General features: G+C 60.5%; 9 protein-coding genes, 1 tRNA gene and 2 pseudogenes. 6 read left to right on the top strand and 6 right to left on the bottom strand.

The features are described from left to right. Nucleotides 1–80 precede the first annotated feature (80 nt). Nucleotides 81–156 (bottom strand) — tRNA-Glu (locus tag HCU66_RS26090). Between the two features lie 392 nt (nucleotides 157–548). Here HCU66_RS26090 and HCU66_RS26085 point away from each other — a divergent pair. Then, nucleotides 549–1,307: a hypothetical protein gene (locus HCU66_RS26085; RefSeq protein ID WP_205891257.1), complete on the top strand. Its 759-nt coding sequence runs from the start codon at nucleotides 549–551 to the stop codon at nucleotides 1,305–1,307. A 64-nt stretch (nucleotides 1,308–1,371) separates the two neighbouring features. Here HCU66_RS26085 and HCU66_RS27640 read toward each other — a convergent pair whose 3' ends face one another. From HCU66_RS27640 to HCU66_RS26070, 4 genes and pseudogenes are all read right to left on the bottom strand, one after another. Next, complete coding sequence (locus HCU66_RS27640; RefSeq protein WP_420908078.1) at nucleotides 1,372–2,235, bottom strand: methyl-accepting chemotaxis protein; 864 nt, start codon at nucleotides 2,233–2,235, stop codon at nucleotides 1,372–1,374. Continuing rightward, nucleotides 2,233–3,297 (bottom strand): annotated as a pseudogene (locus HCU66_RS27635) (HAMP domain-containing protein); the annotation flags it as partial. The pseudogene HCU66_RS27635 and the gene HCU66_RS27640, both read right to left, overlap by 3 nt. 176 nt (nucleotides 3,298–3,473) lie before the next feature. Further along, nucleotides 3,474–4,853, bottom strand: coding sequence for an aminotransferase-like domain-containing protein (locus tag HCU66_RS26075; RefSeq protein ID WP_205891255.1), 1,380 nt, complete (start codon nucleotides 4,851–4,853; stop codon nucleotides 3,474–3,476). A gap of 324 nt (nucleotides 4,854–5,177) precedes the next feature. Further along, nucleotides 5,178–5,939, bottom strand: coding sequence for an SDR family oxidoreductase (locus HCU66_RS26070; protein WP_205891254.1), 762 nt, complete (start codon nucleotides 5,937–5,939; stop codon nucleotides 5,178–5,180). 237 nt (nucleotides 5,940–6,176) lie between these two features. Here HCU66_RS26070 and HCU66_RS26065 point away from each other — a divergent pair, with 237 nt between their 5' ends. Next, a complete protein-coding gene (locus tag HCU66_RS26065) occupies nucleotides 6,177–7,181 on the top strand; it encodes an NADP-dependent oxidoreductase (protein WP_205891253.1) in 1,005 nt (334 codons plus the stop codon). An 80-nt stretch (nucleotides 7,182–7,261) separates the two neighbouring features. Here HCU66_RS26065 and pyrF read toward each other — a convergent pair whose 3' ends face one another. After that, nucleotides 7,262–7,960 carry an orotidine-5'-phosphate decarboxylase gene (gene pyrF, locus HCU66_RS26060; RefSeq protein WP_205891252.1) on the bottom strand — a complete coding sequence of 233 codons (699 nt, stop codon included), beginning with the start codon at nucleotides 7,958–7,960 and terminating at the stop codon, nucleotides 7,262–7,264. Nucleotides 7,961–8,252: 292 nt separating this feature from the next. On the opposite strand from pyrF, the gene HCU66_RS26055 reads away from it, so the two are divergent. The 4 genes and pseudogenes from HCU66_RS26055 to HCU66_RS26040 form a co-directional block, all read left to right on the top strand. Then, entirely contained in the window at nucleotides 8,253–9,011 is a 759-nt protein-coding gene (locus HCU66_RS26055) for a response regulator (RefSeq protein WP_205891251.1), read from the top strand. Further along, nucleotides 9,011–10,057, top strand: coding sequence for a sensor histidine kinase (locus HCU66_RS26050; RefSeq protein ID WP_205891250.1), 1,047 nt, complete (start codon nucleotides 9,011–9,013; stop codon nucleotides 10,055–10,057). The genes HCU66_RS26055 and HCU66_RS26050 overlap by 1 nt, the downstream gene beginning before the upstream one ends. 214 nt (nucleotides 10,058–10,271) lie before the next feature. Further along, the gene (gene xopAW / locus HCU66_RS26045; RefSeq protein ID WP_205891249.1) at nucleotides 10,272–10,898 is read left to right on the top strand and encodes an EF-hand domain-containing protein; all 627 of its coding nucleotides are present in this window, start codon (nucleotides 10,272–10,274) and stop codon (nucleotides 10,896–10,898) included. Between the two features lie 249 nt (nucleotides 10,899–11,147). Further along, nucleotides 11,148–11,572 (top strand): annotated as a pseudogene (locus HCU66_RS26040) (hypothetical protein); the annotation flags it as partial.

Here is an 11,572-nt window from a genome sequence, read left to right as displayed (position 1 = left end):
GAGTTGGCCAAACGCCAGACAAACAAAAGGGCCATTCAATAATTGAATGACCCTTAAAAATCCCGCAAAGCGGGTAATCGTGGCGTCCCCTAGGGGACTCGAACCCCTGTTACCGCCGTGAAAGGGCGGTGTCCTAGGCCACTAGACGAAGGGGACACACGTACAACATTCACTCCCTACCGCGTTTCGCTGTGTGCTTTACGCTGTAAGTGGCGCGCATTCTATGGATGGATTGAGGGGTCGTCAACCCCCAGATATAAATTTATTTAAATCAATGACTTCGCCCTGCTTTGGGCGCGATTCAGCCTTTTGCGTCGCCTGACCTTTGGCGCCTATATTCTGGCATCCATCAAGACGCTATAGTCCCTGCCTGGATGATGGCAATGTGTACCTCGCACGCTATTTACTTATATATGCGGCATTGCGGCCGATATAAGCAGAGCCACAGCCGATTCACTCGTCGAGCGGCCCTGGTCGCCCAAATGCCAAGCCACTACACTCGACTCGCACGCGAACCCCATAAAGAGGTCTTACCGGTGACACCACTCATGATCACCCTGCTAGTCGTAGCCGGGATCGCACTATTGATCGCCATTGGCTACATCAACCATGTGGTGGAAAACAATAAGCTGGAAAAAGCCCGCACCAAGGTTGAACTCAACGACCGCCTGCGTCGCTGCGGCGAAATCACCGAGACCTTCCCCGGTCAGTTCACGACACCCGCGCTCAAGTTGCTATTGACCCGTCTGGAACTGAACGTCTGCCAGCGCCTGCTCAACCTGGAAAAGTCCAACGCCACGCTAAAGGCACGGATTACCGAGCTCAGTGCCTTGGTCGCCCAGGGCGAATCGATCCCGGTCAACAACCCGCCGGCACCGATCCAGACCGAAGCCAAGGCCAAAGACGTACGCTTCCTGCTCGAAGCCCTGCATGGCCAGATCACCCGCGCCGCACAGGACGGTTTCCTGCCGCCCAACGAAGCCAAGCACTGGATCCGCGAAGTGCGCCATATTCTGGTCCTGCTGCACATCGAATTCTTCAACAACCTCGGCCAGCATTCCCTGCAACAGAACCAGCCGGGCCAGGCCCGCCTGGCCTTCGAACGCGGCGTGCAATACCTGCGCAAACAACCGGAACCCCAGGTCTACAGCGAACAACTCGAGTACCTGGAAAAACTCCTGGCCCGCGCCAACGCTCTGGTCATGGACAAGATCGCCCCGGTTGAAGGCGAGGTGAACCAACTGACCGAAGGTCTCAAAGACGTCGAGGCCGATGCCGACTGGAAGAAGAAAGCGCTCTACGACTGATCATGCAAATGCTGAAAAGCCACCGGATCAGGTGGCTTTTTTTTGCGTCGGGATCAGGGGGCGTCTACAGCCTGAAGTGCCCCACCATCCCCTTCAACTCAACCCCCAACTGCGCCAACTCAATACTCGATGCCGCATTGCCCTGCATCGCCAATGAAGACTGATCGGCACTGGCGCGAATGCTTGTGACACTGCGATTGATCTCCTCGGCCACCGAGCTCTGCTCTTGCGCAGCCGCGGCGATCTGCTGGTTCATCTGCTGAATCAACGACACCGCTGCCGCAATGCTCCCCAATGCACTCTCGGTCTGTAACGCATCGCTCACCGCCAGCTTCACCAACTCACCACTGCTCTGGATCTGCTGCACCGACGACTGCGCCGCCGAGCGCAAGGCACTGACCAGACGCTCGATTTCTTCGGTCGATTGCTGGGTGCGCCTGGCTAGCGCCCGAACCTCATCAGCCACCACCGCAAAGCCCCTGCCCTGCTCACCGGCCCGCGCCGCCTCGATGGCCGCATTGAGCGCCAACAGGTTGGTTTGCTCGGCCACGCTTTTGATCACGCTGAGCACCGTGCCGATGTTCTGGATTTGCGCGCTGAGGCTTTCGATGCTGGAGCTGGCCGACGTAGCCGAATCCGCCAGCTGCTCGATCCGCGCCATGCTCTGACGCACCACCTGCTGACCGCTTTCGACCTTGTCATCCGCCGTCTGCGCCGCCTGGGCGGCCTCCTCGGCATTACGTGCAACGTCATGCACCGTGGCGGTCATCTGGTTCATCGCGGTAGCAACCTGTTCGGTTTCTTCTTTTTGGCTGCTGACTTCAAGGTTGGTCTGCTCGGTCACCGCCGACAGCGACTGTGTTGAACTTGCCAACTGTTCGATACCGGCCTGCAAACCACTGACGATACCGCTCAGCCCCGCGCCCATTTGCTGCATGGCTTGCATCAACTGACCAATCTCGTCACGGCGGGTCACCTCAATCGACGCGCTCAAATCCCCCGCGGCGATCTGTTGAGCGACACGGATCACACTGCGCAGCGGTGCAACGATCAACCGGGTTATCACCCACGCGGCAATCAGCCCGACCAGCAAGGCCAGCGCCGAGGAGCCGATGATCAACAGCGAGTTCTTTTTCAGCTCGGTCTGCATTGACCGGTCTTCGGCAATGTAGGCCTGATCCACCCGTTCAACCACTTGGGCGGCGCGCTGGTGGAGTTGTTCGGAGACGGTCTTTTCCTGTGCCAACAAGCCGGTGTACTCAGCGAGCTTTTCACTGAAACTGGCAATGTGACCGGACACTTCATTGAGGACAGTCTGGTAACCCTCATCCTTGACCGTGGTTTTCAGCTGCTCGGCCTGGGTCAGCGCCTGGTCGGCCTGCTCGATCTTGCCCTGCCCGGCGCTGTCGTCGCCCTTGCGGCTCTGGTCCAGGCGCACACGCGCTTCGTTCATGGCCTGCAACATCAGCCGCGAGACCTGGCTGACCTGGTTCGCCTGTTCGATAAATTGCGCGCCGTCCTTGCCCTCGGATTCCTTCAAGGTGTAGGCGCCATCGTCGGCAAGGCCGGTCTGCAGCACGTCCAGGTTATTGGCCACGCTGGACACCGACCAACTGGCCATTTCCAGGGCCAGGTCCTTGGACTGACTCAGCGAGACGAACTCGTCAAAAGCCTTGCGATAGGCCCCCAGCGACTGTTCGACTTCATTCATGACCGGCACGTTGGCCGCGGACTGTGCCTTGAGCTCGGTCGCCAGAGCGATCAATGCGTCCACCCCCGCGCGCAAGGCGTCGGCGGTTTTCGGGTCGCCGCCCAGGGCGTAGTCCTGCTCCAGCAAACGCACCTTGAGCAAACCGCTGTTGAGCGACGACATCTGCTTGAGCCCGTCGAAGCGATGACTGATGGTTTGCAGGGACCATACGCCGATGGCCGCCACCAGGGCTGTCAACAGCAGCACCAGTACAAACCCGACACCCAGTTTTTTCGCCATACCGAGGTTGGCAAAACGTCCTTGCACGGCCGAAATCATTGCGCTTAGTCCCCTGCCATTGTCTGTTGATGCAGATTCGCAACGGGCTTGTGCCAACACAAGTCTCTGACGTCGGAATAATGGCAAAAAGCTACGCTCGCGTCGTTTTCAGAATGCTTGAGGTCGATCCGCAGGGGTCAACCGCCCCTGGCGGTGGCCTGAAAAAATGCCCGGGCGCGAGGATCACAGGCATAGGCGACGTTGATGCGCTGCCAGTCATGAGCCTGGCCGGTAGGGCTGAAGGCCGTTGCGCAAGACAGCAGGACCCCGAAGCGCCGCGCCTGAGTCCGCACCTGGGCGTAGTCGGACTTGCGCGACCGCGCCCAGATGAACAGGCCGCCCACCGGCTTGCCGAACACCTCCCATTGCGCGTCTTCGAGCACTTGCAAGGCCGCTTCCCTGTCGGTGCTCAAACGCTGGCGCTGACGCTGCACCAATTTGCGATAGGCACCATTGGCCAACAAACAAGCCAGCACCGACTCGCAAAACCGTGAAGCCCCCATGCTGCTGATCATCTTGACTTCGGCCAGTCGCGAAATGACGTCGCCGCCCGCCACGACAAAGCCCACCCGCAACGAACTGCTGAGGGTTTTGGAGTAGCTGCCGACATAAATCACGTTGTCATCGATACCCAATGCCGCAAGACGCGTACCGGGGCCGCTGTGCAAATCCGCATAGACGTCGTCTTCGATCACCAGCACATCATGGTTTCTGGCCAGTTGCAGAACCTGCTGAGCCACGCCCAAGGTCAAACTGCTGCCGGTGGGGTTGTGATAAAAACTGTTGATGAACAAACCACGGGGCCTGTACGTGCGCAACAAGGCCTCGAGTACTTCAGTGTCTGGCCCGCGAGGCGTTCGTGGCACCTCGATCATGCTGACCCCGTGCAGCCTGAGCAGATCGAACAGCATCGAATAACCGGGGCTCTCCACCACCACGCAATCGCCCGGCTTGAACAAAGTACGCACGATCAGGTCGAGCCCGTGACTGGCCCCCGCCGTGGTCAGGATCCGGTTTTCATCCACCGCAATATCCAGCTGTTTCAGCCGCTTGAGGATCTGTTGACGCAGGGCAAGCAGGCCCAGCGGTGTGCTGTAGTTGAACAAACCGGCCATGTCGGTGCGGCTGACCTGGCGTATTGCGTAGCTCAGGTCGTCGGTCTCGCGCCAACTTTCGGGCAATCCGCCGCAACCCAGTTTCAATTCGCCGACGAGATCGCTCTGCTTGTGCCCAACCCCTTCGAACCAGGAAAAATCCCCTTGCCCCTGAGCGGCCAGCGTCGTTGCCGCAACAAAGAAACCCGCCCCGTTACGCGTCGCCAGCACGCCCTGGGCCACCAGCCGCTCGCAGGCCTCGACAACACTGGATTGACTGAGCAGATTGATCCGCGCGATTTGCCGCACGGAGGGCAAACGCGTCCCCGGCGACACTTCGCCACGGCGGAGCCAGTCGGCTAACGCATCGACGATTTGCTGCACGACCGGCACCAATGCCTGTCGATCGATTCTCAACTCCATGAGCAAGCAAACTCCTGTCCGTTTTGCGGGAAACAGTTAATCACAGGAGCGCTCGAGGGGATGTGCGACAACGCCGCCAAAACCCTTGATTCTAACCATTTGAAACACAATGCCTGGTGCCTTCAGGGAACCTGGCGCCGAACGATAAAAAAACGCGAGGGGTAGCAGCTGGCGAAGCCTGCGTTCGGCTGCGCAGCAGTCGTAAAATCAGAGATTGCGGTGTTTCAGGCAGGCCGCGGCCACTGGACTCACGACTGCTGCGCAGCCGAACGCAACCTCGCAGGCTCGGCAGCTGCTACAAAGCTTCGCGTCTGGCTTGAAGAGTTAAAACGCCGTGACGCCCCCATCCACCGCCAGCGAATGCCCGGTGGTGAACGCCGCGCCGTCGCTGCACAAGTACAGCACCGCGCTGGCAATTTCCTCGACCTTGCCGATACGCCCGACCGGGTGCATGGCATTGGCGAACTCGCCCTTCTTCGGGTCTGCTTCATAGGCGCGACGGAACATGTCGGTGTCGATCACCGCCGGGCACACGGCATTCACGCGAATCTTTTTCTTGGCGTATTCGATGGCCGCCGATTTGGTCAGGCCGATCACCGCGTGTTTCGACGCGGCATAGATGCTCATCTTCGGCGCAGCCCCCAGGCCGGCGACCGAAGCGGTATTGACGATCGCGCCGCCGCCCTGGGCCAGCAGCAACGGCAGCTGATACTTCATGCACAGCCAGACGCCTTTGACGTTGACGCCCATGATCGCGTCGAACTCTTCCGCCGTGCCCTCGGCCAGCTTGCCTTTCTCGATCTCGATGCCGGCATTATTGAAGGCATAGTCGAGACGGCCGTAGGTATTCACCACCGCGTCCATCAGATGTTTTACATCGCTTTCCACAGTGACGTTGCAGCGCACGAAGGTCGCTTCACCGCCGGCGGTGCGAATCAGCGCCACCGTGCCTTCACCACCCGTGGCGTCCAGATCGGCCACCACCACTTTCAAACCTTCGGCGGCGAACGCCAAAGCGGTTGCGCGGCCAATGCCATTGGCCGCGCCTGTCACAACAGCGACCTGGCCGGAAAACGTCATGCTCATTGTTATGTCCTCGAAGGCAAGAATGCGGGGGGATCGTGTGTGCCCAGTCTAGCCACAGGGGCCTATGGCCCGGCAGCATTATCAGAAGGCCGGTTGGGCACCCATGAGTTGCAGTGATAGAACGGGCGCCGTGACTATCACCGCACTGGATCGAGGTGCATTCGCAGCGTCAGCCCACCTTGCGACATCGCCATTGAAGGTCTATCAACAAGACTTCATTCATCTTGAGTGCCTGTCATGACTACCCAGATCAATCGTCAGTTCCTGCTCGCCAAACGTCCCGTGGGTGCGGCTACCCGCGAGACTTTCACCTATCAGCAAGTACCGGTCGGCGAACCGGCGGCGGGTCAGATCCTGGTCAAGAACGAATACTTGTCTCTGGACCCGGCCATGCGTGGCTGGATGAACGAGGGCAAGTCCTACATCCCGCCCGTCGGCATTGGCGAAGTCATGCGTGCATTGGGTGTAGGCAAAGTCATCGCTTCGAACAATCCGGGTTTCGCCGTGGGGGACTACGTCAATGGCGCCCTCGGTGTGCAGGATTATTTCCTCGGCGAGCCGCGAGGTTTCTACAAAGTCGATCCGAAACTGGCGCCGCTGCCGCGCTATTTATCCGCGCTGGGCATGACCGGGATGACCGCCTACTTCGCCCTGCTCGATGTCGGCGCGCCGAAACCCGGCGACACCGTGGTGCTGTCGGGCGCGGCCGGCGCGGTGGGCAGCATTGCCGGGCAGATCGCCAAGATCAAAGGTTGCCGGGTGGTCGGCATTGCCGGCGGCGCGGACAAGTGCAAGTTCTTGATCGATGAGCTGGGGTTTGACGGTGCCATCGACTACAAACACGAAGACGTCACCGCCGGCCTCAAGCGCGAATGCCCAAAAGGCGTCGACGTGTATTTCGATAACGTCGGCGGCGATATCCTCGACGCCGTGCTGAGCCGTCTGAACCTGAAGGCGCGGGTGGTGATTTGCGGTGCCATCAGCCAGTACAACAACAAGGAAGCGGTCAAAGGCCCGGCCAACTACCTGTCGCTGCTGGTCAACCGTGCGCGGATGGAAGGTTTCGTGGTGATGGATTACGCCGCGCAATTCGCCGCCGCCGGACAGGAAATGGCCGGCTGGATGGCCAAGGGGCAGCTCAAGAGCAAGGAAGACATCGTCGAAGGACTGGAAACCTTCCCGGAGACGCTGATGAAGTTGTTCAGCGGCGAGAATTTCGGGAAGTTGGTGTTGAAGGTGTAAAAGCTTCGCGGGCAAGCCTCGCTCAGGAGCGAGCGGTGCGGCGATCCGACTTGCCCGCGAATGGTTTTAGCAGGCGCCGCTTAAGCGATTTCTGCGACGACCGCCGCCAACGCCTTGGCCGGATCCGCCGCCTGGCTGATCGGACGGCCGATTACCAGGTAGTCAGAACCGGCATCCAGCGCCTGACGCGGGGTCAGGATGCGGCGCTGATCGTCCTGGGCACTGCCCGCCGGACGAATCCCCGGGGTCACCAGTTGCAGCGACGGGTGAGCGGTTTTCAGGGCCTGGGCTTCCTGGGCCGAGCAGACCAGACCGTCCATCCCGGCTTTTTCCGCCAGCGCGGCCAGGCGCAGCACCTGCTCCTGCGGTTCGATGTCCAGACCGATACCCGCCAGATCCTCACGTTCCATGCTGGTCAGCACAGTCACGCCGATCAACAGCGGTTTAGGGCCGCTGCGCTGGTCGAGCACTTCACGGCAGGCGGCCATCATGCGCAGACCACCGGAGCAGTGCACGTTGACCATCCACACGCCCATTTCCGCAGCCGCCTTGACAGCCATGGCGGTGGTGTTCGGAATGTCGTGGAACTTGAGGTCCAGGAACACTTCGAAACCCTTGTCGCGCAAGGTGCCGACGATTTCCGAAGCGCAACTGGTGAACAGTTCTTTACCGACCTTGACCCGGCACAGTTTCGGGTCCAGTTGATCGGCCAGCTTCAGTGCGGCGTCACGGGTAGGGAAATCCAGGGCGACGATGATAGGCGTCTGGCAGGCGGACATGAGTGGGCTCTCAGGCAAGTCGAAATCGGCGCGCATTGTAGCGGAACCAGCGCCGCTGCGGGACCCGATGATCGGTAAATCGTCGAGTCTGCTCAGCCAAGACTAGCCCCTGCGCCAATTGTGTCGAGTCCGATACACACACGACACGCCCGCAACACCCTTCAACGCTACCCTCGGCAGCCGCAACAGGTCCTACAGCACTTCCCGCCCCACGGCCGGACGCCTATGCTGAAGCCACAACCTCGCAGCCTATCTTTGTGGTTGGCAGCCTATCTGGCAGATGAACGCACGCATGCACAACTCCCCAGCACCTCTGAACGACGATCAAAAAGCGCCGGCCGATGACAAACGCTGGAGCATTCGCGCCCTGATCGTCGACGATGACGTCCCGATTCGCGAACTGATGATCGACTACCTGGCCCGCTTCAATATCCACGCCAGCGGCGTCACCGATGGCGCCGCCATGCGTCAGGCGTTGCAAGCCGAGCCTTTCGACGTGGTGGTGCTCGACCTGATGCTGCCGGGCGAAGACGGCTTGTCACTGTGCCGCTGGCTGCGCGCCGAATCGGACATCCCGATCCTGATGCTCACCGCCCGCTGCGAACCCACCGACCGGATCATCGGCCTGGAACTGGGCGCCGACGACTACATGGCCAAGCCGTTCGAGCCGCGGGAACTGGTCGCGCGGATTCAGACCATTCTGCGTCGGGTGCGCGACGACCGCACCGAACAGCGTGCGAATATTCGCTTCGACAACTGGCGCCTGAACAGCGTGCTGCGTCAGTTGATCGCCGCCGATGGCCTGGTGGTGCCGTTGTCCAACGCCGAATTCCGTTTGCTCTGGGTGTTCATCGAACGTCCGCGCCGGGTGCTCAGCCGCGAACAACTGCTGGACGCCGCCCGTGGTCGCTCGATCGAAGCGTTTGATCGCAGCATCGATTTGCTCGTCTCGCGCCTGCGCCAGAAACTGGGCGACGACCCGAAAGCCCCACAGCTGATCAAGACCGTTCGCGGCGAGGGTTATCTGTTCGACGCACGAGACATCGGCTGATGCGTGCGCGCTTCGATACGCTGTTCGGCCGCCTGTTTGGCGTGCTGCTGCTGGCGATCGTACTGGCGCATTTGCTGGCGTTTTTCTGGTTCAAACATTACGGCCCGCCGCCTCCTCCGCCGTCGGAATTTTCCGAGCGCTTCGACGGGCAAGGCCCACCGATGAGCCCGCGCTTCGACAACCGGCCGCCACGGCCGTGGTTCGGCGGGCCACTGGTGCCGCTGACCTTTCAGTTTGTCTCGCTGATCATCGCCGCCTGGTACGGCGCCAAGCTGTTGACCCGGCCAATTCAGCGCTTGAGCAATGCCGCCGAGCGCCTGAGCGAGAATCTCGACAGCCCGCCGCTGGAGGAGTCCGGCCCACGGGAAGCGCGGCAAGCGGCACATACATTCAACCTGATGCAAAAACGCATTCTGGAACAAGTGCAGCAACGCTCGCGCATGCTCGGCGCGGTGTCCCACGATCTGCGCACGCCGCTGTCGCGGCTCAAGCTGCGACTGGAACAGATTGACGACGAGAAGCTGCAAGGCCAGATGCGTCAGGACCTGGACGACATGATCGACATGCTCGACTCCACCCTCACCTACCTGCACGAACAGCGCACCAGCGAGGCGCCACAATGGATGGACGTGCAGGCGCTGGTCGAATCCCTGAGCGAAAACGCCCAGGACCAGGGCGCCGACGTCCAGGCCAGTGGCCGTTGTGCCCCGCTGCAGGTGCAGCCGATAGCCTTGCGCTCGTGCATCAATAACCTGCTGGACAACGCCCTGCGTTATGCCGGGAATGCGCTGATCACCCTTGAAGACAGCCGCGAGGCACTGGTGATCCGGGTCATCGACCATGGCCCGGGTATCGCGGCGGATAAACGTGAAGCAGTGTTTGAACCGTTCTTTCGCCTGGAAGGTTCGCGTAATCGCAACTCGGGCGGCGTCGGCCTGGGCATGACCATCGCCCGGGAAGCCGCGGAGCGTTTGGGCGGGCAATTGAGCCTGGAAGAAACGCCCGGCGGTGGCCTGACAGCGGTCATCCGCCTACCCCGCCTGTAGGAGCGGGCTTGCCCGCGAAGACGGCGGCACAGTCAACATCGATGTCACCTGACACACCGCTTTCGCGAGCAAGCTCGCTCCTACAAAGGTCCGGGGCTGACCGGATAAGTATGTGTACCCATCGGTACAAACCCCACATACCCACGACACCTTGCCCCTTGAGGCTGCATAAACCGGTGCCCCCACCGGTTTCCCATTCCAAGGAGTGAGCACAATGATCGGTAGTGTCAGCAACTACACGAGCTATACCAGCACCAGCAGCACCGCCACCCACAGCGCCCGCAGCCAGCAATTCCAGAAAGAACTGCTCGCCAAACTCGACAGCAACAGCGACGGCTCGGTGGATCAGGATGAACTCAGTAGTGCCCTGTCGCAAAAAACTGACGACGGTCTGCTGGTCACCCTGAGCAAGAACTTCAGCGACCTGGACAGCGACGAAAGCGGCAGCCTGAGCAGCGAGGAAATGGCCGCGATGGCCCCGCCGCCACCGCCACCTCAGCAGGTGTCCAGCGAAGAGCTGTTCAGCCAACTCGATACCGACAGCGATGGCAGCATCACCGCCACCGAACTGAGCAATGCCCTGGCCAGCGACAGCACCTCGTCGACCAGCACCGACACCAGCGCTGCATTGCTCAAGATCCTGGATAGCGACAGCAGCGGTGAAGTCAGCAGCGATGAACTGAAAACCGCCCTGCAAGCCGGCCGCGAGCAAAACACCGACAGCTCCACCGACCAGTTCAACGTGACTGAAGCCCTGAACAAAATGATCGCCAACCTGAGCAAGCAGTATTCGCTCGACAACGTAGCGACCGTGGGCAAACACCTGAACGTGGCGACCTGAGCTGCGTAAAGCAGTCAAGCCCCGGCAAAAAGCCCACTGGCCTTTACAGGTTCAGTGGGCTTTTTCGTTTGCGCCATCCTCGGACAACTCAAACTGATGAGACGGTGCCGGAGCCAACGTAACAGGTCAGCTGTCCGACGTACCGTCCATCGGAAATACCCACCTACCTGTTAATTCTGACAGTAGCCAGCTCTCTCACTTCAGACCTTAAATCACTCCATCGCCCATTCACTGGCAGGAGTGCCCTTCATGCTCGTTCAAGCCCTGAGAAATCTGAACCCCTTGGCCTTGCTCGATCCGGAGCTTCCCGGTGCCATTGACTTACCGAATGGCGAGAAGGGCATCAACCTCGCCGCCGCACGGCTCAACTTTCCCAACCAGGGCCTGAAAGTCCAGATCCTCGTCTGGTCGAACAAGAGTCTGGCCGACAAAGTCGAGTTGCTGCTCGACAACAACGTGGTTGCCCAGCAGACCGTCAGCAACCCCATCGAATTGACCGAGCGCACGACGCTGTTCATCGATCCGAACCGCCTCAAGACGGGCGCATATGAGTTGGCCTATCGGGTGACTCGGTTCGGTCAACAACCCGAGCTGTACACGCCACCGCTCAAGCTCGACGTCGATCTCGAACTGCCCGGTGGTCAGGACACCGACCCGGACTACGGGCATTCCAA

The sequence above is a fragment of the Pseudomonas frederiksbergensis genome (genome assembly GCF_017114915.1).
GTDB classification, from domain to species: domain Bacteria; phylum Pseudomonadota; class Gammaproteobacteria; order Pseudomonadales; family Pseudomonadaceae; genus Aquipseudomonas; species Aquipseudomonas frederiksbergensis_I.
Note: the sequence above shows the minus strand (reverse complement) of the source record. Positions and strands in the feature narration are given on the sequence as shown.